General features: G+C 53.3%; 24 protein-coding genes. 17 read left to right on the top strand and 7 right to left on the bottom strand.

The window, feature by feature from the left end:
- Window positions 1-66 precede the first annotated feature (66 nt).
- A complete protein-coding gene (locus tag RT644_RS15840; protein WP_313627253.1) occupies window positions 67-999 on the top strand; it encodes an ATP-grasp fold amidoligase family protein in 933 nt (310 codons plus the stop codon).
- Here the strand turns inward: RT644_RS15840 and RT644_RS15835 are convergent, their stop codons facing one another.
- Both RT644_RS15835 and RT644_RS15830 read right to left on the bottom strand, forming a co-directional pair.
- Entirely contained in the window at window positions 1,000-2,073 is a 1,074-nt protein-coding gene (locus RT644_RS15835; protein ID WP_016495762.1) for an ATP-binding protein, read from the bottom strand.
- Entirely contained in the window at window positions 2,070-2,774 is a 705-nt protein-coding gene (locus RT644_RS15830; protein WP_016495761.1) for a response regulator, read from the bottom strand. The genes RT644_RS15835 and RT644_RS15830 overlap by 4 nt, the downstream gene beginning before the upstream one ends.
- A 435-nt stretch (window positions 2,775-3,209) precedes the next feature.
- Here RT644_RS15830 and RT644_RS15825 point away from each other — a divergent pair, with 435 nt between their 5' ends.
- The 3 genes from RT644_RS15825 (at window position 3,210) to RT644_RS15815 (ending at window position 7,943) form a co-directional block, all read left to right on the top strand.
- Window positions 3,210-3,596, top strand: a complete 387-nt coding sequence (locus RT644_RS15825; RefSeq protein ID WP_045509591.1) for a hypothetical protein — start codon at window positions 3,210-3,212, stop codon at window positions 3,594-3,596.
- A 271-nt stretch (window positions 3,597-3,867) separates the two neighbouring features.
- Window positions 3,868-4,791: an ABC transporter six-transmembrane domain-containing protein gene (locus RT644_RS15820; protein ID WP_313627252.1), complete on the top strand. Its 924-nt coding sequence runs from the start codon at window positions 3,868-3,870 to the stop codon at window positions 4,789-4,791.
- 38 nt (window positions 4,792-4,829) lie between these two features.
- The gene (locus RT644_RS15815) at window positions 4,830-7,943 is read left to right on the top strand and encodes a multidrug efflux RND transporter permease subunit (RefSeq protein WP_313627251.1); all 3,114 of its coding nucleotides are present in this window, start codon (window positions 4,830-4,832) and stop codon (window positions 7,941-7,943) included.
- A gap of 71 nt (window positions 7,944-8,014) precedes the next feature.
- Here RT644_RS15815 and RT644_RS15810 read toward each other — a convergent pair whose 3' ends face one another.
- Complete coding sequence (locus RT644_RS15810; protein ID WP_158539526.1) at window positions 8,015-8,182, bottom strand: hypothetical protein; 168 nt, start codon at window positions 8,180-8,182, stop codon at window positions 8,015-8,017.
- 365 nt (window positions 8,183-8,547) lie between these two features.
- Entirely contained in the window at window positions 8,548-9,030 is a 483-nt protein-coding gene (locus RT644_RS15805; protein WP_313627292.1) for an RES domain-containing protein, read from the bottom strand.
- A 726-nt stretch (window positions 9,031-9,756) separates the two neighbouring features.
- Between RT644_RS15805 and cspA the strand changes: the two genes are divergently transcribed.
- Both cspA and RT644_RS15795 read left to right on the top strand, forming a co-directional pair.
- Window positions 9,757-9,969, top strand: a complete 213-nt coding sequence (cspA, locus tag RT644_RS15800) for an RNA chaperone/antiterminator CspA (RefSeq protein ID WP_016495754.1) — start codon at window positions 9,757-9,759, stop codon at window positions 9,967-9,969.
- Window positions 9,970-10,605: 636 nt separating this feature from the next.
- Window positions 10,606-12,519, top strand: coding sequence for a methyl-accepting chemotaxis protein (locus RT644_RS15795; RefSeq protein WP_313627250.1), 1,914 nt, complete (start codon window positions 10,606-10,608; stop codon window positions 12,517-12,519).
- 78 nt (window positions 12,520-12,597) lie between these two features.
- On the opposite strand, the gene RT644_RS15790 is transcribed toward RT644_RS15795, so the two are convergent.
- Both RT644_RS15790 and yajD read right to left on the bottom strand, forming a co-directional pair.
- Complete coding sequence (locus RT644_RS15790; RefSeq protein ID WP_313627249.1) at window positions 12,598-13,629, bottom strand: LD-carboxypeptidase; 1,032 nt, start codon at window positions 13,627-13,629, stop codon at window positions 12,598-12,600.
- A 136-nt stretch (window positions 13,630-13,765) separates the two neighbouring features.
- Window positions 13,766-14,113: an HNH nuclease YajD gene (gene yajD, locus RT644_RS15785; protein WP_013365700.1), complete on the bottom strand. Its 348-nt coding sequence runs from the start codon at window positions 14,111-14,113 to the stop codon at window positions 13,766-13,768.
- Between the two features lie 79 nt (window positions 14,114-14,192).
- On the opposite strand from yajD, the gene RT644_RS23655 reads away from it, so the two are divergent.
- Both RT644_RS23655 and RT644_RS15775 read left to right on the top strand, forming a co-directional pair.
- Window positions 14,193-14,288, top strand: coding sequence for a diacylglycerol kinase (locus tag RT644_RS23655; protein WP_409521870.1), 96 nt, complete (start codon window positions 14,193-14,195; stop codon window positions 14,286-14,288).
- Window positions 14,289-14,675: 387 nt separating this feature from the next.
- Entirely contained in the window at window positions 14,676-15,887 is a 1,212-nt protein-coding gene (locus RT644_RS15775; RefSeq protein ID WP_313627291.1) for an MFS transporter, read from the top strand.
- A 45-nt stretch (window positions 15,888-15,932) separates the two neighbouring features.
- Here RT644_RS15775 and RT644_RS15770 read toward each other — a convergent pair whose 3' ends face one another.
- Window positions 15,933-16,730 carry a helix-turn-helix domain-containing protein gene (locus RT644_RS15770; protein ID WP_016495749.1) on the bottom strand — a complete coding sequence of 266 codons (798 nt, stop codon included), beginning with the start codon at window positions 16,728-16,730 and terminating at the stop codon, window positions 15,933-15,935.
- Between the two features lie 211 nt (window positions 16,731-16,941).
- On the opposite strand from RT644_RS15770, the gene cfa reads away from it, so the two are divergent.
- The 9 genes from cfa (at window position 16,942) to RT644_RS15725 (ending at window position 25,195) form a co-directional block, all read left to right on the top strand.
- On the top strand, window positions 16,942-18,090 hold the full coding sequence (cfa, locus tag RT644_RS15765; protein WP_016495748.1) for a cyclopropane fatty acyl phospholipid synthase: 1,149 nt from the start codon (window positions 16,942-16,944) through the stop codon (window positions 18,088-18,090).
- A 94-nt stretch (window positions 18,091-18,184) separates the two neighbouring features.
- Window positions 18,185-18,904: a (Fe-S)-binding protein gene (locus tag RT644_RS15760; RefSeq protein ID WP_313627248.1), complete on the top strand. Its 720-nt coding sequence runs from the start codon at window positions 18,185-18,187 to the stop codon at window positions 18,902-18,904.
- Window positions 18,905-18,913: 9 nt separating this feature from the next.
- The gene (locus tag RT644_RS15755) at window positions 18,914-20,347 is read left to right on the top strand and encodes a LutB/LldF family L-lactate oxidation iron-sulfur protein (protein WP_097405849.1); all 1,434 of its coding nucleotides are present in this window, start codon (window positions 18,914-18,916) and stop codon (window positions 20,345-20,347) included.
- Window positions 20,347-21,042, top strand: coding sequence for a lactate utilization protein C (locus tag RT644_RS15750; RefSeq protein ID WP_313627247.1), 696 nt, complete (start codon window positions 20,347-20,349; stop codon window positions 21,040-21,042). The genes RT644_RS15755 and RT644_RS15750 overlap by 1 nt, the downstream gene beginning before the upstream one ends.
- Window positions 21,043-21,162: 120 nt before the next feature.
- Window positions 21,163-21,528 (top strand): helix-turn-helix transcriptional regulator, encoded by a 366-nt coding sequence (locus RT644_RS15745; protein ID WP_082071774.1) that lies wholly within the window; start codon window positions 21,163-21,165, stop codon window positions 21,526-21,528.
- Between the two features lie 67 nt (window positions 21,529-21,595).
- Window positions 21,596-22,384 carry a phosphotransferase gene (locus tag RT644_RS15740; protein WP_313627246.1) on the top strand — a complete coding sequence of 263 codons (789 nt, stop codon included), beginning with the start codon at window positions 21,596-21,598 and terminating at the stop codon, window positions 22,382-22,384.
- A 92-nt stretch (window positions 22,385-22,476) separates the two neighbouring features.
- Window positions 22,477-23,382, top strand: coding sequence for a transcriptional regulator GcvA (gcvA, locus tag RT644_RS15735; protein ID WP_045509633.1), 906 nt, complete (start codon window positions 22,477-22,479; stop codon window positions 23,380-23,382).
- Window positions 23,383-23,456: 74 nt separating this feature from the next.
- Window positions 23,457-24,284, top strand: coding sequence for a DMT family transporter (locus RT644_RS15730; protein WP_313627245.1), 828 nt, complete (start codon window positions 23,457-23,459; stop codon window positions 24,282-24,284).
- 20 nt (window positions 24,285-24,304) lie between these two features.
- Window positions 24,305-25,195 carry an oxidoreductase gene (locus RT644_RS15725; protein ID WP_045509638.1) on the top strand — a complete coding sequence of 297 codons (891 nt, stop codon included), beginning with the start codon at window positions 24,305-24,307 and terminating at the stop codon, window positions 25,193-25,195.
- Window positions 25,196-25,214: the final 19 nt, after the last annotated feature.

The following is a 25,214-nucleotide window of genomic DNA, read 5'->3' as shown; positions in this document are numbered from 1 at the left end:
TCCATATTAGCGGCAATATAAATCAATAAATCCTCTGCAGAATGTTTACTGTCCGCAGGAGGAAAAATGAACAGATTTAACTATTTCATGAAATACACCGAGTATCTGGGTCGAAAACTTTTAACCGGTATGGTTCAGGATCACCAGTTTCATAGCAAAAGATTAAAAAGACTCACGGGCAGAACCCCCGATCTGGTTAATCCGGTGACGCTGAGCGAAAAAATATGCTACCGCATGATGCATGACCATAACCCGCTCTATACGCGGCTGGCAGATAAACTGGCGGTGCGCGATTATGTTGCGACGCGTACGCAGAAAGTACAATTACCCACCTTGCTTTGCATCTATGACAACGTGCAAAGCATCGATTTCAGCCAGTTACCGGACAAGTTTGTGCTGAAGTGTAATCACGACAGTGGTAGCGCAGTAATATGCACAGATAAGGATAAACTCAATATTGCGCGCGCGCTGCAGAAGCTGGATTTTGCCCTGCGCAGAAATATGTATTACACCACCCGGGAATGGCAGTATAAAAACATCAAACCGGTTATATTGTGCGAAAAATACATTGATTTATTTTCCGAAAGAGACAAAAGCCGCACGCCAGAAATGCTGAGAATACACTGTTTTCACGGCATCGCGGGTTTTATCGAAGCGGATTTTACCGATGATGCCGGTCACGGTTTTATTAATGTCTACAATCGCTGCTGGCAGTTGCAGCCCTTTCAGATGGAATATCCCAATACCCCCGGGGCGATACCTGAACCGGAATTATTGCATAAGGCAATAACCGCTGCCCAGGAGCTGTCAACCGGGATCGATTATTGCCGAATTGATCTTATGCTGCAGCGTGATGTTATTTATTTCAGTGAAATCACCCTCAGCCCCCGGCGCGGCAAGTTACAAATCTCACCGCCCGAGTGGGATACCCGGCTGGGTGAGATGTGGAATATGGCCGCGAAACAAACCAACCCGCAATTGCAGACACAGAAAGCGTAATCACGGTTGTTTCCGTAGGGGCCATGAGAGGCGAAAAATGGAATGGCCCTGATCGGTTAACGTGTAGGTAACGTCGCCCTGATGGGCAAGCATGATGGCTTTCAGCACTGATAATCCCAGCCCACAGCCTCCCGGATTGGTATCCCTTGCGCTGGCGCCGCGCTGAAAGGGGTGAAACATAAATTTATGAAACGCCTCCGGGATCCCCGGCCCCCCATCCTCAATAAGAATAAAGTTCTCGTGTTCATTCGCGCCGTGGCGGATCACCATGCTTTTAGAGGTGGCATATTTTATCGCGTTATCGAAAAGGACAGTCAGACACTGAATGATTCGCAGCGGATCGCACTGGCATTGCTGGGGGTGCAATTCGGTCGCGACGGTAAAATGGCTACGTTTAAACTCCAGCGCAAAGGAATCCACCGCGCTCTGAATGATCTCCTGCAAATCCACTTCCGCGAGCGTTAACGTAAATTCGGCCCCGCCGGATGAACTCACCACCCGCAGATCTTCTATCAGGCTGGATAGACCCTCGGTTTGCTTAAGCAGATTGTTAAACAAGGTTGGATTTGGCTCGAATACGCCATCCACCAGCCCCTGTAAACGGCCCCGCAGAATGGTAACCGGCGTGCGCAGTTCATGGGCGATGGCGGCATTCCAGGATCTGCGCTGCGCATCCATTGTTTGTAGTTTTTCCGCCATCTCATTGAAGTCATTAACCAGATGATTAAGCTCACCCAGATGGGAACTGGCGCAAAACGCCCGCGCGCCCAGATCGCCCTGGGCTATCCTGCGCAGGCTGGTCGCAACGGAGCTTAACGGGGTCAATATTCTTGCCGACAGTTTTACCGTAAAAAAAAGCGAGATGGATAAACTTATCGCGGAAGCAATCAGGATCCATAACCAGTCCAGATAGGTCATCTGATCCTCATTCCCGGCCATTGCCCCGCCGGGAATGTAATAAATGATAAAGGTATAAAACAGGTAGGAGCCGATAACCGAGACAGCAATAACCGTCAGCGTCAGCGAAATCATAAACGCCAGAACCTGGCGGCTTAAAGGATGGCCTTTGTTCATTTGTTTTCACCTAATCGGTAACCCATGCCGCGAATACTTTCCGGAACCCCTTTTAATCCGCAGTTTTCCAGCTTTTTGCGCAACTTGCTCATATGGCTGTCCACCGTGCGATCCAGGGTATCACCTTCCGGCAGGCAGGCATTGAGCAACTCTTCGCGCGAGCAGACTTTGCGCGGGTTACGCGCCAGATAGGCCAGCAGTTTGAATTCGGTCGTTGTCAGTAAGGGAGAGATAACCTCGCCGCAACCATTGATCTCCACATAAAAATCTTGCGGATACACCGTTAAAAAGGGGGTGCGGATAGGCTTATTGTGGAGTTGTTCGTGGCTGGCCTTTGCCCTGCGCAGCACAGCTTCGATACGTGCGACCACTTCAGTGGGATTGAAAGGTTTAACGACGTAATCATCCGCGCCAAGCCGCAGCCCCATCAGTTTGTCGATATCCTGATCCAGTGCCGTAACCATGATGACCGGAATATTGCTCTCTTTTCGCAGTGTGGAAAGGACAGTCCAGCCATCAAACACCGGCAACTGGATATCCAGTAGTACCAAATCGGGCTTTTTCAGCCGACAGGTATCTATTGCTTGCTCACCGTCCGCCGCGCGCAGGGTGCGCATCCCCGAACGCTGAATATAACTGGTCAGAATATCCGCTATTTCATCATCATCTTCAGCAACAAGAATAAGATAGTTGTCGTTCATGATTTCTCCACCCACCACTGATATTGCAGGCATTCTGTGACCTGGCTTGCGCGAAAGCATACACCGATGTTTTCGCTGCGGTTAATGCACCGATGCAAATGCCGTTTTTCTAAGCTGTTTCTGAAGCCAGGCAATAACGCGCAGGTCATCAGCGAACATGAGACCCGCTTGTGCGACGAAAGTTGCATCCAGGTAAACCCGCTGACGTCTCATTTTTTTCTCAATGTCTGACGGCAACATCCGCAAGTGAATATTTACCAGACAGACGTACACACTCGCTCCACATTCGGGTAATCAATTTTCCACAGTCCTGGATAACAATAGAAACTAAGGCATAGAAAATAACCTGTTACTGGAAAACGATGACATAAATAAACACGGTAAAAACATCTTATTTCATTACCGGTAACGCTATCTTTCGGAGTAGAAATATCAATGAAGTACTTACGGAAGCTCACCGCTGAAAAAATCAGTTCATTGATGATATTTTCGCTATGGTTATGGGGAATGTTCTATATATGGCTTATTTTGATGCACAACGTTGAGGAAAAAGTAGGTGCAACGCTGCTTTCATCACCGTTTATCTATTCGGCGTTAAGCGTTTCACTTTTATTGTTTTTGCTACAGGAAAAAGCGGGCGTACTGAAAGAGCTGGCACTTGTCACCTTCGTTTTGGTCATCATATTTCTTCACCTTATTCTCATCTTTAATATTCTGTTACTGAGGTTTCCTGATATTTATGATTTTAGTTTTTATTATGAGTGTTTTTTGATTATTTTCCTCGGCGTTACGCCGATGTACCTTTTATTGCGGATCCTCTGAATCTTATTGAATGCGAAGCAACGATTTTTGGCGATAAGCGTGGTGACAGGTAGCGAGAAAATTCTGGCATCTTTATATCGCAGATAAACTAGCCACCTCCATATAGACTCCACAAAGCAGCCACGTTGCGTAAACATCAAAACGATACACTGCATCAATGCACTGTAATTCTGGCGCATATGTTAATCGGCTCGCAATGAAAGCGCAGGGGTGATTAAGCATAAAGGTAAGCCAGGATTGTTCATCCATACCGGGTAGATACTTTTTTATAATGACGTCGATAAATAAACACCCACCGTCCACCACTGAAAATGTGAAAAGGACATTAAAACATCTGGCCGTAAAAAACGGGAAAAAGCTCTCGGTGACTTTTTTGCTGGTGATTGCGGAAAACGTGACCTATTTGTTATATCCCGTGCTGGCGGGCATCGCTATCAACGCGATTCTGGCGGGGAATGCCCTTACAGCCGCGCTGTATGGGCTGATGATCCTCTTTATCTGGATCCTCGGTGCAACCCGTCGCAGCATCGATACGCGCACATTTGCACGCATTTATGCCGGTCTTGCCGTATCGGTTATTATTGCGCAGCGTAAATATCAGCTTAATCACTCAACCATCGCCGCACGGGTGGTGTTAGCCCGTGAATTTGTTGATTTCTTTGAGATGCATCTGCCGATGCTGATGACCTCGATTATTTCCCTTTTTGGCGCGGCCATTATGCTGCTCATCATTGAGTTTCACGCCGGGGTGATGTGCGTGGTTATTGTCATTATTCTGTCGTGCTTTCTTAAAGGCTATACCCGTAAAAATGAGTTGCTGTTTAACCGGCTGAATAACCGACTGGAGAAGGAGGTGGACTATGTGCATAAAGCCACCACGCTCTCGCTTAACCGCCATTATTCCTCCCTTGCCCGCTTGCGAATCAGACTTTCCGATCGTGAAGCGCTGGGATACCTGGCGATCGGCGTGCTGATCGCCCTGCTCTTTACCCTGACCATTATATTAATGACCTCAACCCAGGGGGTGAACGCCGGGCATATTTATTCGGTAATGACGTATATGTGGATGTTTGCCACCAGCCTTGATGATGCTCCGCAACTGCTGGAGAAGTTTTCACAACTTAAAGACATTGGTCAACGCGTCAAGACGGATGATGTCGATACCGGGACATTATCACCGCAGCAGAAACCTTGAGTTTACTCACCTCGCCTTAATTGTTCGGAATTGATTTCATGCCACAGTTTTTTATTGACCGGCCTGTTTTTGCCTGGGTTGTTGCACTGTTCATTATATTGAGCGGGTGTTTATCCATCCCGCATCTTCCGGTCGCACAATATCCGTCGGTCGCGCCGCCGAGTATTATTATTTCGGTCAGTTTTCCTGGCGCATCGCCTGACATGATGAATAGCTCGGTGGTTTCACTTATCGAGCGAGAGATCACAGGTGTCGACAATTTGCTCTATTTCGAGTCCACCAGCGATACCAGCGGAATGGCGTCTATCACCGTGACGTTTAAACCCGGAACGGACAGCAAACTCGCGCAGATGGATGTGCAAAATAAGGTAAAAACCGTGGAGCCACGCCTACCGCAGGCAGTGAGACAAAACGGTGTCAGCGTTGAAGCGGCCGAGTCTGGTTTTCTGCTGATGGTCGGACTGAAATCCGAAACGGGTGGCTATCAGGAGGCGGATCTGAGTGATTATTTCGCCAGAAACATCAGCGATGCACTTCGTCGCGTGCCGGGCGTGGGCAAGGTTCAGTTGTTCGGCGGTGAAAAAGCCATGCGCATCTGGCTTGACCCGGTAAAAATGCACCATTACCAGCTTTCAGCCAGTGACGTCATCAGCGCGGTGAGCCAACAGAATGTGCTGGTTTCACCCGGCAGATCGGGAGACGAACCGGCGCTGCCGGGCCAGGACGTCACTTATCCGTTAACCGTGAAGGGGCAACTCACCTCTGTTGCGGAATTTAAAAATATCACCCTCAAAGCGACCACGGAGGGCGCGCGTCTGACGCTTGGCGATATCGCACGCGTGGAGTCTGGGTTACAGAGTTATACCTATGGCATCCGGGAAAATGGCGTTCCGGCAACGGCAGCAGCGATTCAGCTTTCGCCAGGCGCGAATGCCATCAGCACTGCCGCAGGGATTCATCAGCGACTGGCCGAACTGAGCACCGCGCTGCCGCAGGGCATGGCGTTTACCGTTCCGTTCGACACCGCCCCTTTTGTCAAAGCGTCGATCATCAAAGTGGTACAAACGTTAGCCGAAGCGATGGTGCTGGTTTTTCTGGTGATGCTGATCTTTTTGCACAATATCCGTTGCACGCTCATCCCGGCCATTGTTGTTCCGGTGGCGCTGCTCGGGACATTCACCGTGATGCTGCTAAGCGGCTATTCCATCAATATTCTGACCATGTTTGGCATGGTGTTAGCCATTGGTATCATCGTCGATGACGCGATTGTTGTCGTCGAGAACGTTGAGCGACTGATGGCAGAAAAAGGCCTCCCGGCGCGCGAGGCGACCGGCGAAGCGATGCGGGAAATCACACCGGCGATTATTGGCATTACGCTGGTGCTCACCGCCGTGTTTATCCCGATGGCCTTTGCCAGCGGTTCGGTCGGGGTGATTTACCGCCAGTTCACGGTTTCGATGGCGGTATCGATCCTGTTCTCCGCTTTTTTAGCTTTAACGCTGACGCCTGCGCTCTGTGCCACCCTGCTGAAGCCGCATCAGAAAAATGCGACTTCAGCGGGAAGATTTGCCGCCGGGTTTAACCGTTATTTTCAGATGCTCTCTTCCCGTTATACCGCGGGACTGGGGTATGTAGTAAAGCGCGCCGGGCGAATGATGCTGCTTTATGCCGCGCTGTGCGCTGCCCTGGTGATGGGGTTAATCACGCTGCCATCCTCTTTTTTGCCCGAAGAGGATCAGGGCTATTTTATGTCCTCCATTCAGCTTCCCTCCGAGGCCACGATGCAGCGCACGCTCGCGGTGGTGAAACGCTATGAAGATGAGGTAGCGGCACGGCAAACCGTTGATAGCAATATTATGATCCTCGGTTTCGGTTTTTCAGGCTCGGGGCAAAACTCCGCGCTGGCTTTTACGACCTTAAAAGCGTGGTCCTCGCGCAAGGGCATCGCAGCCCAGGATGAAGCTGATCTCATTCAGGCAAAAATGCAGTCCGTGCCCGATGCGGTAACCATGAGCCTGCTGCCGCCCGCTATCGCTGATATGGGCACCTCTTCCGGGTTCACCTTTTATGTTGAAGACAGAGCGGGCAAAGGCTACGAGGCGCTGAAACAGGCCGCAGACAGGCTGGTTTTACAGGCAAACAAGCGTGCAAATCTTGCGGATGTCTATATCGATGGATTACCCGAGGGCGCGTCTATTTCCCTGAACATCGACCGGGAAAAAGCGCAAGCGTTAGGCGTATCGTTTGAGGAGATCAATCAGGCTATTTCTGTCACTTCGGGTTCAAACTATGTCAATGACTACACCAATGCTGGCCGTGTCCAGCAGGTCATTGTGCAGGCCGATGCGGCCTACCGAATGCAGCCTGAAACGCTGTTAAAAATATCCGTAAAAAACAGGCTCGGGGAAATGGTGCCACTTTCAGCTTTTGTCACCTCGTCCTGGCACCAGGCCCCGCAGCAACTCAATCGTTATCAAGGATACCCGGCCATTCGCATTACCGGCAGCGCCGCTTCGGGCCACGCCAGTGGTGAAGCGATGAAAACCATGGAGCAGCTGGCAAAGGCATTACCGCCAGGGTTTACCGGCGAGTGGGCGGGCAGTTCGTTGCAGGAGAAAGCCTCGGCGTCCCAGTTGCCAGGGTTAATCCTCCTGTCTGTGCTGGTGGTATTTCTGGTGCTGGCGGCACTGTATGAAAGCTGGTCAATTCCCGTTTCCGTGATGCTGGCCGTGCCGTTGGGGCTTATCGGCGCGCTTATTGCTGTCAGCGCTGCCAGTATGACCAACGATGTCTTTTTCAAAGTGGGCTTAATTACCCTGATTGGTCTTTCAGCCAAAAACGCCATTTTGATTGTCGAATTTGCCCGGCAGCTACGCCACCAGGGCATGAGCACCCTGGAGGCAGCATTCATGGCGTCCCGACAACGGCTGCGCCCGATTTTGATGACCTCGTTAGCCTTCACGCTGGGCGTTGTTCCCCTGATACTCGCCAGTGGTGCCAGCGCCAGCACGCAGAATGCCATCGGTATTGGGGTTTTCGGGGGCATGATCAGCGCCACCGTATTCGCGATTTTCTTTGTGCCGGTATTTTTTATTGTGGTGACAGCATTTTTTGACAGGAGTTTGCGATCCATAAATGACCCCAAAGCGTGACGTACAACCAGGCCGACACAAGCCGGTACGTGTTTGTTTAAAGCCCCGGAAAGGGGCTGAACCGTGGTTAACTAGGGTGCAGGGGGAACGGGTGGCGCCGGTGCCAGTTCCCTCACTTCCAGCCGGACTTCATAACGCTTGCCGTTTTCCAGCGCCGGCAGATTTTTAACCACATTGTTCAACGTATCGACCGGGGTGGTCGTTTGCTGGACGACACCATACACGAGGGATCCCGGCACGGGCGGGCTATCCCTTTGTAACGGCGGCGGTTTTATGTCGCCCTCCGGGGCAGCAAAAACAGAAAAAGTGCACACCATAACGGCAGTGGCCAGGCGTGTCTTCGTTAATCCTCTCATGCTGTTCTCCGCGTTTGTGGTTAAAAAAACATCACCCGACGGAAAATAGCTCGCCAACAAGAAGGGAATGTGAACGCGTTTCGCAAGAGAGGAAAATTGCCGGACAACATCGCGACGTCATGGCCAGAAACGGCGTCGCGGCAGGCATTTCTTTCGCCCGCCATGTACGCTTTTGGCTTCCAGCATGGTACTCAGCCTCGTAGCCAGACCGTAGTGGTGTCTATCCGGTGCGTTATGTCAGCTTCGTACTATTCAATAATATTGACCTGACATGGGCTGTTGTCATTCCAGGCAAAAAGCACCAGATGCCAGAGCCCGGGCGCTTTACGCGAAAGGTCAATTAAACCATTAAAGCCGAGTGATTCCAGCCGATTACGCACACCCCACGAGCCGGGAACGCCGCCCTCTTTCACCATTTCCTGCCATGGCGCAATCGCATCTTGAAGATTAATGCCCGCAGCCAGCACGGCATCTGCACTCCGGAGATCAAAAATTTTCTTTGCCATAACCCTGACTTTGACTATTTCCAGGCTGGCGCTTCGGTTGCTACGGTGGGATTGCATGGCTGCTTCTACACCTGCCGGCGATGAACTCAGGTACAGCGTTGGCTGATGGCTGTCAGAATAGCGCCCTGGCGCTCTGGAGCCGGCTAATGCAAAGTGCCGGTAAGCCGGATCAACTGCGCGATAAAAGACCCCGTCAACTGCTGTAAAATGCGTTGTCAGATCCATAAATCTCCTCATTGTGTTCTGAGAAAAAGTCTGCCATGGCAGCCGCGTCGATTCTGCTTCGTTTAATAGCCTGATTTCCGGTCTGCATGCCTGTACTGATACGAGGATAAATTTGATGCTGCTCAATATGTAGTCCGATCCGTGTTGCAAGGTCAACAAGCGCGGCGTATCACCGTCGATGGCACTTTTGCCATTCTTGGGGGACGAAAACATGGCTGACAGAAGACCACTTAATCCAGACGTCGTCGTACCTAAACCTGGTGGTGGCACACAACCTCGCGATCGCAACAATAACGGAAGGGTTCGTGAGAAACGCTCGGATGCAGGTAAATCGAGAAAATGATGACCGGGGCCACCTTGCGGTGGCCTTTTTGTTTTACCCGCTAAGCGAATTGGCAACGCAACCCTGCAAAAACTCTGCGAAATAACAGGCTTGAGAAAGGACTTAAAGCCAGGCAAAACAGACAGCCATGCAGCCATCCGGGCGTGTAAGTGGTTAAAATAAAAAAACATAAACATTGCCAAATCGAACTCGCTATGTCTTAATAGCGCCATCGGTTTGGAATACAGACCTTATGAAAGCAGTTTTAGTAAAGCAGTCCTCAGTTCAAGAGTTATCCAAAGATACCCTTCTTCGTGAGCCTCCTCCTAAGTGCCAAATAAGTCACTCTATAATCACAGGCCATTATCGCCGCGCTTCGTGGCTCATTAATTAAGGAAATATCAATGTCTAATAAAATGACTGGTTTAGTAAAATGGTTCAACTCTGATAAAGGTTTTGGCTTTATCACTCCGGACGACGGCAGCAAAGATGTGTTTGTTCACTTCTCTGCAATCCAGAGCGACAGCTACAAAACCCTGGATGAAGGTCAGAAAGTCTCCTTCACCATCGAAAGCGGCGCGAAAGGCCCTGCAGCTGGTAACGTTACCGCGCTGTAAGCCCTGCCCTTTATCAGCGGTGCTTACCACAGCGATGAAGGCAAACAGCCTGAGCAGTTAAGCGCGACTGAGAATAAAAAACCCGCCTGGTGCGGGTTTTTTATTGCCCGCATTTCGGCACAACGGAGAGCGGCGCCGCCAGACAGGCGTAGCGCTGTTTGGCACAACCAGAAAAGCGACATTAAGAAATATCCTGCCAGATGAATAAATATTGAGAGCCCGCCCACATTTAATTCGCCGCTATCCCCAAAGAACATAGAGCACTAATTAAAACCAGACTAACCGGTAATTTCGCAAGCCCGTCAGTATGAATGACGGCACATATAATATATTCCCTCTTAGTTTTATCTCTGCCAATAAAAACCTTTGCTGACTCATGATTACAACGCTGATCGAATAAAAGCACACGGCTTTTTTCGCTATCTATAATGCAATGTGCTTCATTTACTTAAAATATATTTTTCGCCTGCAATTTTTTTCTTTTTTTCATTAAAAAATGTGCGGCAATTGTCGATAAGTATTTTGATAAGTCCTGTCTCCAGCGTCCTCTTAAGAAGTGAAGACACCTGCAATCTGATAAGAAGTGAAAATGAAACCGTCTTTTGAATATTAAGAATTATTATTGAGGATACGTCTATGCCAAAGCTGTTACCGTCAATAAAAAACCTGCCTGTCGCTGCCAAGCTGTTTGGCGGATTTGCGGTTTTGATAATTATCATTGTTCTGTCTTCACTTATCAGCATTCAGCAATCCAGCAATATCCGCGACCACGCCCTGAAAGGAAAATTAATCAATGAAATCAGTACGGAGCTAAATACCGCGCGGCGTAACCGTTTGACGTATCAATTAAACCACGATGAAAAATCCCTTGAGGCGAACAAAGTTGCCATTGAAAAAATGGACCAGAAAGCAGTTACTGGCCTGGACTACACCTGGGACGATGACGCCCGCGTGTTGTTTGATGAACTGCGCAGCACTATCCCGGATTACGCCACTCACCGGGACACGTTTGTTAAGCTGGAAAAAGTGACCGTCGGGCAGTCACAGAACCTGACATCAGCTGATATGAAAATCCTGCTCAATCAATTCACTACCCGCCTTGAGCAGCAGGAAACCACCACCAAAAACGAGATAGCGCTACTGAACCGCCTCAATAATATCTGGACGACGGCGTATGAGATCCAGTCATCGGCGGGTAAGCAAGGAATGGACATTTTTGCCCGTCAGTACGATGAAGCAACGAAAATGCTTAACGCTGAAAATGCGGCGTTTAGCGCTGAAGACAAAGAGATGGCGCAGGCGTTTCTCAGCGGCCTGCAGGGGCACGTCACAGCATATGCGGCTGCATTAAAAGAGTCGCAGAAGGCGGCGACGGAATTGACCACCGTGGCAGAAAAAATCAATACCGTTACCTCGAATTTGGTTACAGGCCAGACGCAGAAAAATATCGATATCATTCAGCGGGTGATGATCATCATGGGCGTGGTTGCCCTTTGCGCCGTACTGACGGGGTTACTGGTCGCCTGGCTGCTTACGCGCCAGATGACGCGACAGATAAAACACAATCTGACGCTGGCAGAACGTATTGCCGAAGGTGACCTGACCGCAACCATTGAACCTCAGTCAAAAGATGAACTGGGTCGCCTGACGCTGGCCATGGGCGTGATGAACGACAAGCTTCGCGAAATGATCACCCAGATAAAAGAGTCGGTGGTTCATGTTGCCAATGCCTCTTCGGACATTTCAGCAGGCAATACGGATCTGGCCTCCCGCACAGAACAGCAGTCTGCCGCCGTGGTTGAAACGGCGGCCAGCATGGAGGAGTTGACCTCAACGGTTAAGCGTAATGCCGACAACGCGCGCGAAGCCAGTCAGCTCGCGGTGCTGGCGGCGGAACATGCGCGTTCCGGTGGGAAAATTGTCTGGGATGTCGTCAGCACGATGGAGACGATCACCGAAAGCTCAAACAAGATCACCGATATTATCAGCGTCATCAATGGCATCTCTTTCCAGACCAATATCCTTGCGCTAAACGCAGCCGTTGAGGCGGCGCGCGCAGGTGAACAGGGGCGCGGTTTTGCCGTGGTGGCGGGAGAAGTAAGAAGCCTTGCATCGCGCAGCGCTCAGGCCGCCAAAGAGATCGAAAGCCTGATTAAAGAGTCCGTCCAACGTGTGGTGACCGGTTCAGAAATGGCCAATAAAGCCGGGACGACGATGGAGCAGATTGTCTCTTCTGTCACCAATGTGAGTGGCATCATGAACGAAATCTCCAGTGCGTCGGAAGAACAGAGCAGAGGTATCGATCAGATTGGTAAGGCGGTCACCGAGCTGGATTCAACGACACAGCAGAATGCCGCGCTGGTTCAGGAGTCGTCTGCGGCATCATCATCACTGGAACAACAGGCTGAGCAACTTGCACAACTGGTTTCGGTGTTCAAACTGCGTTCCGATACCGTTAAGCCGAAAAAAAGCGTAGCGGCGCCTCACCGCAAGGTTGATCTGAAGCCCGCAACGTCGACAGGTCATAGTGCTGACTGGGAATCGTTCTGACGGTTATGACTTGCCAGTAAGTGCCCTCCTGATGAGGAGGGCACTGTTCGCGGCCAAATGATAAACGGTGGCGGCTTATTACCTGTCTGACAGCCAGGGTTCGACGATAGATACTTTCTGATTGTCAAAATCAAGGGTAAGCGTTGAACCAAGGGGTAAAGTCAGCATCGGATGCGTGTGGCAGCAATCAAAACCATCCACGATCGGAACGTTTTCGTCACCTAAAACTTCGCGTAATACATCGTAAGGCGTCCGGCCGCTTCCGGCGTTATCGAATAATTCATGTTTACCAAGAAGGATCGCCCGCACTTTTTTAAACACGCCATTGAGTTTCAGCATCACGAATGAACGTTCAACGGTGGCAATATCTTTTAAGCTATCTTCAATGAACAGAATGTCACCGGATCGTATTTCAGGCATCCATTCACTCCCCCAGATACCCGATAACGTATTCAGGTTACCGCCAATAACGCGCCCTGTGTGTACCCCCTGCCCGATAAACCGGCAATTATTCGCATACAGTGTTTTAGCCCGTACCGGCTCGGCATCATCCCAGTTAAGCCGTTCATCCGTCCATTTTTCCGGTAAAACATAGTCGTAGTGACCATTATTCTGTCCGCAAAGTATTTCAATAAACGCGTGATAAGTGGCATCCACCAGCGGCGGAAATTCACCAAATGAAGCAACCAATGCCGGGCCATAAAAGGTAACTAATCCCGTTCGCGCATAAATTCCCGCCAGTAACGCGGTGGTATCTGAATAACCGATGATTATTTTGGGGTCTGCTTTCAGAGCGTCATAATCAATAAAAGGCAGTAAGGCGTTACTATTATTTCCCCCTATTGTCGACATCACACAGCGAATTTGCGGATCGCGAATAAGTTCGTTGAACTCCTGCGCTCGCTCCGCAATCGTGCCGGAGCGATAGAAATCAGACTTGCCGGTCAGACGACCGGCTTGAAGACGAAACCCTTTCTCCTCCAGGAAGCGTTTCCCACGGCTAAACCGATTGGGTGCCGTGGTGGTTACCGGCGCTGATGAAGAGAAAAAACCAATGGTGTCACCGGCCTGAAGAGGCGGCGCCAGAAGAGGCTTGCTGAAGTTAATCATTGGGATCCTTGTCTGTACTTACCTGCCAGCTTGCGGGCAAAACCTGTTTAGCACGCTTACTTAACGCCACGACTGACGGCTTGTTGCCAACCTGCCCGGCACTGATTTTTGCGGGCAGGAGCGAACGGTGCTGGCGCTATTTTTTCTTATTCAGCATCGATTTTAAATCGGCAAAGGGGTTATACGTTGCGGCCCCGACATCTTTCTGCGCGTCTTCCCCCGCCACTACGGTAGTGCCGTACTGATCGGCTTCCGTATATTTCGAGTGTTCGTGGTCATGGCAAAACAGACACAACAGCTCCCAGTTGCTGCCATCTTCCGGGTTATTAGTATGGTCGTGATCGATATGGTGAACCGTTAATTCACGCAGATTTGAATAGACAAACTCGCGCGAACAGCGTCCACACACCCACGGATAGATTTTAAGTGCTTTCTCACGATAACCGCTTTCCAGCCGCGCGTAGTTTTTTGGGATCAAAGCCATTGCCAGTGCCACCTGTTATAAGAAGATAATTTTCTACTATATCCCAAAAGCGACGCACTGGCGTAACCCGCAGCGGTGAATGGCTGGCAACACACCGCTGCGGGCCGTCTGCTTTATTAGCCTGTTAGTGGAGCGTCTTAACTCCGCCATCGAAGCGGTGGTTGATCGCATTTGACCGGCACGCCACCCGCTAGCTAAAAACGCCAAAGATATCGGCAGTGCCGCCCAAAGCACGGCGCGGCTGATGGTCGCTGTTGTCCGGGGGTGTGATTTTGCTGGCATAGCCGTCAAACACCGTTGGCATCGTCAGCCGCCTTGAAGATGCAGATTCACCACACGTTTGCAGTCGACCGTCTTGCACACTCCCCTTCGCCAGCACGACAGAATGTTACATTTATGTATCACACGATTGACGTGAAACCCGATTATTATCCCTTCTCGCAGGTGTTCGATACGGCATCTGTTTTGTCTGCCAGCCGCCGGAAGCGGATAACAACCCGCTTTCAGGATGCGGAAAACCGGGACTTCAGGAACGCAGCGCATGCACATAAAAAGGGGTTCTATGCCGTTACGCTCGCTACAGGCACTCTGTTTAGTGAATTTTTTCATGGCGGATGTCAGGGATGGCCTTGGCCCCTTTTTGGGGATCTTTCTCACTGAGCATCACTGGCAAGCCGACAACATTGGCTGGATGATGACAGCCGGCGGTCTGGCGGGTCTGGTGGCGACCATGCCTTCCGGGCTGGTCGCTGACGCCACGCGGCATAAGCGCGGTATTCTCGTTGCCTGCTGCTTGCTGATCACCGCCGCCACGCTGTTACTCTGGGCGTATCCGACGCTTTTTGTCGTTGGTTTTTCACAACTTGTCACCGGCATATCCGCCGCGTTTATTGCGCCGCTGTTAATGGGTATTACGCTTGGCTTAACCGGCCCGTCTGGCTTTAACCAGCAGATGGGCAGGAACGAGGCGTTTAACCACGGCGGAAATATGAGTGCCGCGATCCTGGCAGGCATTCTGGTGTGGTATTTCGGTACCGATGCCGTTTTTATTCTGATGACCGGCATGGCGATATGCGCAACGTTCGCGGTATTTGCTGTTCGCAATAACGACATTGATAACCGCGCCGCACGGGGGCTCAGTCACGGCGAAGATCCGGCGGCCGTCCCCCGCCTCAGTGCGATTATCACCCACCCGGCCCTTATTGCGACCGGCGTGACGCTGATGCTGTTTCACCTGGCTAACGCGGCGCTGCTGCCGATGCTCAGCATGCGGGTGGCCTCCGCGCCCGGCGGGGAAATGAGCGCCGGTGTATATGCGGCGGCGACCGTCATTATTTCACAACTGGTGATGATCCCCGTCGCCTTATTTGCCGCCGCCAGGGCGGGAAAACATGGTTACCCGCTGCTGATTACCGCAGCGTTGCTGGTTCTGCCGCTGCGCGCGGCGCTCGCCTGCGTCTCGGCAGGACCGCTTTTTATGATCCCGGTTCAGATACTGGATGGCGTGGCCGCAGGGCTGCTGGGCGTGGCGGTACCCGGTTATATCGTTAAATTGCTGGAAGGCAGCGGACACACCAACGCCGGGCAGAGCTTTATCATGCTGTTGCAGGGTGCCGGAGCCGCATTCAGCCCGGCGATGGCGGGAACAATTGCGGCGAAATACTCCTACAGCGTGGCGTTTGCCGTGCTGGGGGCAATCGCCCTGCTGGCGCTGGTTATCTGGTGGCTACGCCGGCTTTTTTCAGGAGTTAGTAAAGAGCGGCAGTATCAATGACGCGCGCCCCGGCGCGGCTGAAAAAGCGCGGCGGGTAGTCTCTGTTTAATAGCGCGTTGGCGGCACGCCGAACATGGCGCGAAACGCAAAGGTAAACGAGGCCGGGCTTGAATAGCCAAGCTCCAGCGCCACCTGCGTCACGCTGCGTTTGTTTTTTAGCATCACCACGGATTCCAGCAAACGCACCCGTTTTTTCCATTCGCTGAACGCCACGCCGGTCTCCTTTTTGAAACGGCGCGAGAACGTGCGCACCGACATACCGCTACAGGAGGCCCACTGTTCAATACTGTGCGCGTCGCCGGGGGTTTTCTGGATCTGGCTGCAAACTCTCGTCAGCAACGGCGATACCGGCCAGGAGACCGATAACCCGGCATCGGGTAAACGTCTGAGCAGCGAAATCAGCACCTGCACTAACTGCGCGTCATCGCCTGCGTCGTCATACTTTTCCGGCACGTTTTGCGTGGCGTAGTGAATATACTCACGCACAAAATCACTCACCACCACCACCTTACTGCCGCTAAAAGGGATGGTGGCAAAATCGGCCTCGACATACAGGCTTTCCAGCAATACGTCGCTGCCGGCAAGAAGACGGTGCGGCACGCGCGCCGGGATCCAGACACCGTAAAGCACGGGCACCACCAGCGTCTTCCCTTCAATTTCCACCCGCATACTTCCCTCGCGCGCATAGAGAAATTCCGCGAACGGATGCTCATGCATGTCCACGCCCGTATCGCCGCGTAAAGGGTAACTGCGAAAGTACACCGGGCGAGGCAAGGTCATCAGCACCGGCGCGGGCTGGCCGCTAATGGGCTGACGAGGCGGCAACACAAGCTTTGAGCACATAACAACCTGACCTCTATTCGATGAAGTTTGTCTTGATAGCACAGCGCAGGCAAAACGGGTTTCCTGAATAATGAACGGGTCATAAATATATTTCACCCGTTGTGAACAATTTACCAGCCAGCTGCCTGAGCGATAAGCCTTTTTCGCACTGACGGGCAGTGAATAACGGGGGAATTACCGGCTGAGCGCACGCTACGTTGAAGGAAAGATGATGGCTAACGAATGTACCGTCGATGTGATCAGTAAACCCGGCCACTGGCTGCGGATTGTCCAGGAACTGCTGTCCCAGGCAGGCATCATGATTAATGGTCCCGAACCCTGGGATATCCGCGTGCATGACACGCGTTTTTTCAGGCGGGTGTTGCAGCAGGGTTCACTCGGGCTCGGTGAAAGTTATATGGAGGGCTGGTGGGATTGCAAACAGCTCGATGCGTTTTTTGACAAGCTATTGCGCGCCAGACTTGATGAGCAGCGCCCGGCGCGTTTGGCCGACCTGATGCGCATTGCCGCGGCGCGCATCATCAACCCTCAGTCCCGTCGCCGCGCCTGGCAAGTGGGCGAAGTGCATTACGATCTGGGTAACGATCTGTTTAGCCGCATGCTCGATCCCCATATGCAGTACTCTTGCGGTTACTGGAAAAACGCCGATGAACTCTGCGCGGCGCAGGAGGATAAGCTCGCGCTGATCTGTGAAAAACTGCAGCTTAAACCAGGCATGACGCTGCTGGATATAGGCTGCGGCTGGGGCGGTTTAGCGCAATACGCGGCGCGCCATTATGGTGTCAGCGTTGAAGGCATCACCATTTCGGCAGAGCAAAAAGCCTACGCCGAAAGCCACAGCGAGGGGCTGGATATTCGCATCCTGTTGCAGGATTACCGCGATCTGGATAAACGCTATGACCGCATCGTCTCCGTCGGCATGTTCGAACATGTCGGGCCGAAAAACTATGCGACCTACTTTAACGCCGTCGATCGCTGCCTGAAGCCGGATGGTCTGTTTTTACTGCACTCCATCGGGTCGAATAAAACCCTGCATAATGTCGATCCCTGGATCAATAAATACATTTTCCCGAATGGCTGCCTGCCCTCCTTAAAACAGATTACCGAAGCCAGCGAGCCCTATTTTGTTATCGAAGATGTGCATAATTTCGGTGCCGATTACGACAAAACATTAATGGCCTGGCATCGCCGTTTTAATCAGGCCTGGCCGCAAATAGCGGGCAATTACTCCACGCAATTTCATCGCATGTTTAATTATTACCTCACCGCCTGCGCGGGCGCATTTCGCGCCAGAAATATCCAGCTCTGGCAGATCGTATTAAGCCGCGGCGTCACTGGCGGGCTGCGCGTGGCGCGCTAAAGAGACGCGTAAACAGGTAAGCGCAAACGCCCTCGCCGCCTGCCTGAAATGAAAAATAACGTTATGCCGTTATCTTCGCTGGAAGCTAAATAATATGAACGTAAATTTTTTTGTTACCTGCATTGGGGACGCACTTAAATCGCGCATGGCGCGAAACAGTGTCCTGCTACTCGAACAGTTAGGCTGCCATGTGCAGTTTCCTGAAAAACAGGGCTGCTGCGGTCAACCGGCAATTAATAGCGGCTACATTCGTGACGCCTTGCCGGGTATGAAAGCGCAAATTGCGGCGCTGGAAATCAACGACTACCCGATTATCTCGCCTGCCGGTTCCTGCATGAACGCGATCCGCCACTATGGGGACTGGCTGGTCGATGAACCTGAGTGGGCGATGCGCGCCGCGAAGGTTGCCAGCCGCATGGTTGATCTGACCTCCTTTATCGTTAACCAGCTTGGCGTAACCGACGTCGGCGCGCGCCTGCCAGGACGGGCGGTCTATCACCCCTCATGCAGCCTGTTTCGTAAGCTCGGGGTACGTGATGAACCGCTAATACTGCTGCGCGAAGTGCGTGATCTGGAAATTGTACCGTTTGGCGCCCAGGAAACCTGCTGCGGATTTGGCGGCACCTTTTCGGTCAAAATGGCCGAAATTTCCGGCGAGATGGTGAAAGAAAAGGTCGCGCATATCATGCAAGCCAGGCCGGATTACCTGATCGGCGCGGATGCCAGTTGCCTGCTGAATATCGGCGGGCGTTTACAGCGTGAAGGCCAGAATGTGCGTGTGCTGCATATCGCTGATGTGCTGATGAGCCGCTAAGGAAACACTATGTCGCTAAAAACCAGCAATGTTCCTTTTTATGACCGGGTACAGCAGCAAATTGACGATCCGGTAATGCGCCACGCCGTGGCGAACGCGCAGGATAGGATCGGTATCAACCGGCAGAAGATGGTCGATGAACTGGAAAACTGGCCCGACTGGCGCTCGCGCGCCGCTGAAATTCGTGCCCATGTTCTCGACAATCTCGATGCCTATCTTTACCAGTTAAGCGAAAAGATCCGCGCTAACGGCGGTCACGTCTTTTTCGCCGATACGCATGAAGATGCCACCCGCTATATTTTGCAGGTTGCCGGGGAAAAACAGGCACGCAAAATCGTTAAATCGAAGTCGATGGTCACCGAAGAGATCGGCATGAACGCCGCGCTTGAAGCGGCTGGCATTGAGGTCGTGGAAACGGATCTGGGCGAGTATATTCTGCAACTCGCCAAAGATGCCCCCTCACACGTGGTTGTCCCGGCCATTCATCGGGATCGCCATCAAATTCAGCAGGTGTTGCGCGAAAAACTGGGTTATAACGGCCCCGAAACGCCGGAAGCCATGACGCGTTTTATTCGCCAGAAGATCCGCGAGGATTTCCTCAGCGCCGACATCGGCATTACTGGCTGCAACTTTGCAGTCGCGGAAACCGGCACGCTCAGCCTGGTGAGCAATGAAGGCAATGCCCGGCTTTGTACCACCGTGCCAAAAACGCATATCGCCGTGATGGGCATGGAGCGCGTGGTGCCGACATTCGCCGAGCTGGACGTCATCCTCACCATGCTGGCGCGCAGCGCGGTTGGCGCCCGTCTTACGGGATATAACACCTGGCTTACCGGCGCGAAAGGCAGCATGGAGAGCGACGGGCCGGAATCGTTCCATCTGGTTATTGTCGACAATGGTCGCTCGCAGGTGCTGGGCTCGCCTTTCCAGGACATCCTGCGCTGCATCCGCTGCGGTGCCTGCATGAATACCTGCCCGGCCTACCGTCATATCGGAGGACACGGTTACGGCTCAATCTATCCCGGCCCGGTTGGCGCGGTGCTTACGCCGTTGCTCGGCGGTTATGATGATTTCAAAAACCTGCCCTATGCCTGCTCGTTATGTACCGCCTGCGATGATGTCTGCCCGGTGCGCATTCCGCTGTCGTCACTGATCCTTGAACACCGCCGCACGCTGGCGGAAAGCGGAAGAACGCCCGCCATGGAAAGACACACCGTTCACCTGTTCAATTACGCCAACCGTCACCCCCGGCTGTGGAAAGTAGGCATGGTCGCTGGGGCACGCGCCGCCCAACTGATGATCCGCAACGGCAAGATGCCCTTTACGATCTCAGCCATCGGCAAGTGGACGGAGGCCCGCGATCTGCCCGCTGCCGATGGCGAGAGTTTCCGCAGTTGGTTTAAAAAACACCAAAAACAGCATAAAAACGGGGAGCAAGCCTGATGGAAAACCGTGATGCGTTTATGCAAAAAATTGCCGGACGGCTCGGTCGCGAACCGCGTCAGATACCGCAGCCGCTGGAGTTTGCCGGACACGCTCCGCTGACAAGCCGCTATGCCGGACAGATCCAGCAGCACCCCTGCGACAGTTTTATCGAATATGCGACCACGGTTATGCAGGCCCACTGCGAAGTGGCTCCGCTGGCGCAAATTCCCCAGCTTGCCGAACGGATCTGTAACCAGTACGGCGGCGGTCCGCTGCTGATTAGCGGCGACGCCCGGCTGGCAAACGTCGGGATCACCGCGCATTTGCAGAACAGGTTTCCAGCACATTGCTGGGCGTCATCGGACGGAGAAGAGAATCTGCGTCGCGCCGCACAAGCCAGCATTGGCGTGGTCTACGCCGAATATGGTCTGTGCGAAACCGGCGGTGTGGTGCTCTTTTCCTCCCCGTCACAGGGGCGTGCTATCAGCCTGCTGCCCACCACCACCCTGTTCGTTATCTATAAGAGCAGGTTGCTGTATGGCGTCACACAACTGGCGCACGTTTTGCGCCAGCGGGTGCAGGAAGGCGAAACGCTTCCCTCGTGTATCAATCTTATCGCCGGACCAAGTTCGACGGCCGATATTGAGCTGATTAAAGTTGTCGGCGTCCACGGGCCGCTTAATGCCGTCTACTTAATTATTGAAGATTGCTGATGCGGATCACCTGATGGGCGGAAACAGGTTATCTGCCCGTAAACAGAATGACGCTTTTGCGTTCGGGGAGGAAACAGAGATAACTTCCCTAAACGCCGCGCATTAACAGCGGGAATTGAAATGAGAAAAAAGTCCTCGTTATATCTGATGAGCTTAACCATCCAGGATATTCTCCAGTGGATAGAGCGCAATATTGCCGAACCGTTACCGCTTGGCGTGTTAGCGAAAAAATCCGGTTACTCCGCCTGGCATTTCCAGCGCGGTTTTAAACAAATCGCCGGCATGTCGCCTGGCGTGTATATCCGCTACCGGCGCATGGTGATTGCGAAAGCGTTGCTGAGCGAAACGCATCGCTCTATTACGGATATTGCGCTGCACCTGGGTTACCAGCAGCAATCGACATTCTGCCGCGCGTTTCGCGAACAGTATCAGTTAACGCCAAGACAATATCGCCTGCTTGCGCAGGAGCAGTCGACGCAGGAATAAACCGCTCTTCGCGTCGCCCCCCTCCAGGCTACACTGAAACGCTCGACCAGCGCGCAAGGAATAAGGGATGACAGCTCAGGATTTATCAAAAATGGGGGCTGCAAACGTGACGCTTTTTGTTGATGAGCATGGCCAGCGCGTCATTGAGAAATATCCCGTCAGTGAGGTTGAATATGCTTTCTATCAACATGCGGCGCACCGGCTCAACGCGGCAAAGATTGCCTCGCCAGGGCTGTTATTCGCCGATCCGGCGCGACAGTTAGTAAGGCTTGAGTATATTCCTCACCCGGTTTCGCAGGATGCCGTGGCAGGTGATGAGGTGTTAGCGATGCTGGCTCGCTTGCATCGCGTTGCGCCAGAGGCGTCATGGCGCTATCACCCGCACAGCTGGTCAGTTTCCGCGCTGGAAAAATCGCTGGCGCTGCTGGCATTGCCGGAACCGGCTTCGCAACAACTGCGCCGTTTTCAGCAATCCAGCGAGGTGCTCTTTCGCCATCCGGGGTTAATTTCCGGCGACAGCAATGCGGGTAACTGGGGGCGACGGGATAACGGCGAGCTGGTGCTCTTCGACTGGGAACGATTTTCCACGGGAAGCCCGGCGATTGACCTCGCGCCGCTGATAAAAGGGATGGGCACCACACACGCTTTTCAGGCGCTTGCCGGGCGCTATTGTCGTATTGCGGATCATGCAACACCGCGCGAACTCGGCCGGGAGATTGCCATCGCCAAAGCGTGGATTGTCACCGAAGTGGTCACGCTGCTTGCTGAGCGGCAGAAAACCGATCTTCAGCGCTATCTCGCCTGGTATCGGCAACATCTTCCGGACTGGTTAGACAGCACCGTTACCCTGCTCTGAATGGCGGCAGCTTACTGTTCTGTTAGCGTAGCTTTCCCCACGGTTTCGGCATAGGGTGTTATGAGCATTAGCTCATTAACAGGAACCGTAAGATGCGTGATCTTCCCCCCACTGCGACACTGCGCGCCTTTGAAGTGGCAACCCGCCACACCACCTTTACCGCGGCGGCGGCAGAGCTGTGTATAACGCAAAGTGCCGTCAGCCATCAGCTAAAAAATCTCGAGGACATCTGGGGATTACCGCTGTTTCAGCGCGGCAAAACCCTCAGCCTGACGCCAGCCGGTGCCGCGCTCGCCCCGCTGGTACGTGAATTTTTCAGCAAACTGGAAACCACGCTGGCGGATTTGCGCGAGCAAAAAGGCCGGGTGCGGCTGCGCGTCAACACCACTTACTCTTTTGCGCTGAAATGGTTGCTCCCACGCTTGCCGGATCTGGCGCGCTTACACCCGGAAATTCTGGTGACGCTGGAAAGCACCGATCAGGCCATTAACTTCGCCAGCACCGATGCTGATGTGGCGATCCGCTTTGGTCACGGGAATTATCCGGCGCTGCATACAGAATTTATGTTCCGCGAGCAGCTTTTCCCGGTTGCCAGCCCGGCACTTTTGCAGCGTTTTGGCACGCCGGATGAACCTGCCGAACTGCTGCGCTACCCGCTGCTGACGCGCGATGGCGCCGATCTGGTTCCCAAATGGGACGCCTGGTTTAAGCAGGTCGGCGTTAATACCGATGTGCTGCATGAGAACGTGCGTTTCGCCGATACCAATATGACCATCGAAGCGGCGTTACTGGGCCAGGGAATTGCGCTGGCGCGCAGTGGGCACGTTGAAAAGGAGATCGCCGATGGCTCGCTGGTGCGGCTTTTTGACGTGCCTTTCCCGTCGCCGGCCGCCTATTATTTTGTCTGCCCGCAGGGGATCGAAACACAGCCGCACATTGTGACATTCCGCAGCTGGCTGTTAGCAGAGTCACAACAGGCACAGCTTAACTATCGCTAAGTATGAGTATTTATTCATGCCGGTGTGATGACACTTCACTTTTCATCCGGGCATGTGCTGATTAGCATCGATACATGCCCACTTACCTTGTTTTACTGACGTTATTCGCCGCCCTGCTGCACGCCAGCTGGAATACGCTGTTACGCGGCGGCACGGATCGCTTATGGTCCATGACCATCATGTGCGCGACGATAGCCCTCACCTGCATTGTCGTGGCGCCGTTTTTACCCTTGCCGGCTTATGCCAGCTGGAAATATGCGCTGCTGTCAGCGGTGCTGCATGTCGGTTATAACCTGTTTCTGGTACGCAGTTATCAGAGCGGCGATCTCGGGCAATCCTACCCGATTGCGCGCGGTGCTTCACCGCTGATGGTGACCCTGGCGGCGGCTCTGTTTGCCGGGGAAAAAATGGCCGTGAACGCGCTGGCTGGCATTGGGTTGATTTCCGGCGGTATTCTGCTGCTTGCCCTGCAACGCCGTCGCCTGGCGCTACCGGGTCTGACATATTCGCTGGTCACTGGCGCGTTTATCGCCGCTTATAGCGTGGTGGATGGCATTGGCGTGCGCATCGCGGGTAATGCCATCGCCTATACCGTGTGGATGAGTGCGTTATGGGGCGCGCTGATGCCCGCGCTCTATATCGGGCTTCGCGGTGCAAAAAGTTTACTGCGCTGGCGTCCCGATGTATTGCCTGCCGCCGCCGGCGGGCTGGTTTCGCTGCTGGCTTACGGCATCATTATTTATGCGATGGCGACCGCGCCAATGGGGGCAGTTTCAGCGCTGCGTGAAACCAGCGTTCTGTTTGCGGCGCTACTGGGTTATCTGTTTCTCGGCGAGACGTTAACGCTAAGAAAAGTGCTGGCGTGTACGGTGATCGCGACCGGCACGGTAATGATTGGTTAACCACATCAGGAGAACTCACCATGTCTGATTTTCCGACAATTGCGCTGCTTGGCCCGGGGGCTATCGGCACGACTATCGCGGCGGCGCTGCACGAAGTGGGCCACGCGCCCGTTTTATGCGGACGTACCGCGCACCCGCAGTTGATTCTGCGCCACGATGAGGGGGAAATTGTGGTGCCCGGCCCGGTATTGAGCGATCCGGCAGCGCTGCATAAGCCGTTCGATCTGGTGTTTGTGGCGGTGAAAACTACGCAGGTTGCGCAGAGCGCCGCCTGGCTGGCGACGTTATGCGATGAAAACACCGTTGTGTGCGCACTGCAAAATGGCGTCGAGCAAAAAAACCAGCTCGCTCCACTGGTCAACGGCGCAAGCGTGCTGCCGTCCGTCGTCTGGTTCCCGGCGCAGCGTGAGCCGGATGCCTCTGTCTGGCTGCGCGCCAGACCGCGCCTGACGCTGCCGGACGTGCCGCAGGCAGAACGGGTGGTGAAAGCGCTCAGCGACACACGTTGCGCGGTTGAATTGTCGGCGGATTTTACGTCGATCGCCTGGCGCAAGCTGTTGCAGAATGCGGTCGCTGGCCTGATGGTGCTCGCCAATCGCCGCGCCGGCATGTTCACACGCGAGGATATCACCGCGCTGGCGCTGGCGTACTTGCGTGAATGCCTGACGGTTGCGCGGGCGGAAGGCGCGGTGCTCAGCGATAACGTTGCCCGGGAGATTGTGGACGGTTTTCACCGTGCGCCAGCGGACTTAGGCACGTCAATTCTCGCCGACCGCCAGGCGAATCGCCCGCTGGAGTGGGATATCCGTAACGGCGTGGTGCAGCGCTATGGCCGCACGCATGGCATCGCCACCCCCATCAGCGATGTGGTGGTTCCGCTGCTGGCCGCAGGCAGTGAAGGACCCGGTTGATCGTCCGGTTTTGCACGAA

This window comes from Kosakonia sp., assembly GCF_032104925.1.
Taxonomy (GTDB): domain Bacteria; phylum Pseudomonadota; class Gammaproteobacteria; order Enterobacterales; family Enterobacteriaceae; genus Kosakonia.
The sequence above is the reverse complement of the archived record's forward strand: the minus strand, read 5'-3'. Positions and strand labels throughout refer to the sequence as shown.

What these genes read in the sequence shown, in the direction of transcription:
- RT644_RS15760 (WP_313627248.1), top strand. Translation starts at nt 18,185, where the DNA reads ATGAACGTAAATTTTTTTGTTACCTGCATTGGGGACGCACTTAAATCG.
- RT644_RS15825 (WP_045509591.1), top strand. Translation starts at nt 3,210, where the DNA reads ATGAAGTACTTACGGAAGCTCACCGCTGAAAAAATCAGTTCATTGATG.
- RT644_RS15790 (WP_313627249.1), bottom strand. Translation starts at nt 13,629, where the DNA reads ATGATTAACTTCAGCAAGCCTCTTCTGGCGCCGCCTCTTCAGGCCGGT.
- RT644_RS15795 (WP_313627250.1), top strand. Translation starts at nt 10,606, where the DNA reads ATGCCAAAGCTGTTACCGTCAATAAAAAACCTGCCTGTCGCTGCCAAG.
- RT644_RS15815 (WP_313627251.1), top strand. Translation starts at nt 4,830, where the DNA reads ATGCCACAGTTTTTTATTGACCGGCCTGTTTTTGCCTGGGTTGTTGCA.
- RT644_RS23655 (WP_409521870.1), top strand. Translation starts at nt 14,193, where the DNA reads ATGGCTGGCAACACACCGCTGCGGGCCGTCTGCTTTATTAGCCTGTTA.
- RT644_RS15740 (WP_313627246.1), top strand. Translation starts at nt 21,596, where the DNA reads ATGACAGCTCAGGATTTATCAAAAATGGGGGCTGCAAACGTGACGCTT.
- yajD (WP_013365700.1), bottom strand. Translation starts at nt 14,113, where the DNA reads ATGGCTTTGATCCCAAAAAACTACGCGCGGCTGGAAAGCGGTTATCGT.
- cfa (WP_016495748.1), top strand. Translation starts at nt 16,942, where the DNA reads ATGGCTAACGAATGTACCGTCGATGTGATCAGTAAACCCGGCCACTGG.
- RT644_RS15730 (WP_313627245.1), top strand. Translation starts at nt 23,457, where the DNA reads ATGCCCACTTACCTTGTTTTACTGACGTTATTCGCCGCCCTGCTGCAC.
- RT644_RS15820 (WP_313627252.1), top strand. Translation starts at nt 3,868, where the DNA reads ATGACGTCGATAAATAAACACCCACCGTCCACCACTGAAAATGTGAAA.
- RT644_RS15755 (WP_097405849.1), top strand. Translation starts at nt 18,914, where the DNA reads ATGTCGCTAAAAACCAGCAATGTTCCTTTTTATGACCGGGTACAGCAG.
- RT644_RS15830 (WP_016495761.1), bottom strand. Translation starts at nt 2,774, where the DNA reads ATGAACGACAACTATCTTATTCTTGTTGCTGAAGATGATGATGAAATA.
- RT644_RS15725 (WP_045509638.1), top strand. Translation starts at nt 24,305, where the DNA reads ATGTCTGATTTTCCGACAATTGCGCTGCTTGGCCCGGGGGCTATCGGC.
- RT644_RS15770 (WP_016495749.1), bottom strand. Translation starts at nt 16,730, where the DNA reads ATGTGCTCAAAGCTTGTGTTGCCGCCTCGTCAGCCCATTAGCGGCCAG.
- RT644_RS15805 (WP_313627292.1), bottom strand. Translation starts at nt 9,030, where the DNA reads ATGGATCTGACAACGCATTTTACAGCAGTTGACGGGGTCTTTTATCGC.
- RT644_RS15750 (WP_313627247.1), top strand. Translation starts at nt 20,347, where the DNA reads ATGGAAAACCGTGATGCGTTTATGCAAAAAATTGCCGGACGGCTCGGT.
- RT644_RS15745 (WP_082071774.1), top strand. Translation starts at nt 21,163, where the DNA reads ATGAGAAAAAAGTCCTCGTTATATCTGATGAGCTTAACCATCCAGGAT.
- gcvA (WP_045509633.1), top strand. Translation starts at nt 22,477, where the DNA reads ATGCGTGATCTTCCCCCCACTGCGACACTGCGCGCCTTTGAAGTGGCA.
- RT644_RS15840 (WP_313627253.1), top strand. Translation starts at nt 67, where the DNA reads ATGAACAGATTTAACTATTTCATGAAATACACCGAGTATCTGGGTCGA.
- RT644_RS15775 (WP_313627291.1), top strand. Translation starts at nt 14,676, where the DNA reads ATGCCGTTACGCTCGCTACAGGCACTCTGTTTAGTGAATTTTTTCATG.
- RT644_RS15835 (WP_016495762.1), bottom strand. Translation starts at nt 2,073, where the DNA reads ATGAACAAAGGCCATCCTTTAAGCCGCCAGGTTCTGGCGTTTATGATT.
- cspA (WP_016495754.1), top strand. Translation starts at nt 9,757, where the DNA reads ATGTCTAATAAAATGACTGGTTTAGTAAAATGGTTCAACTCTGATAAA.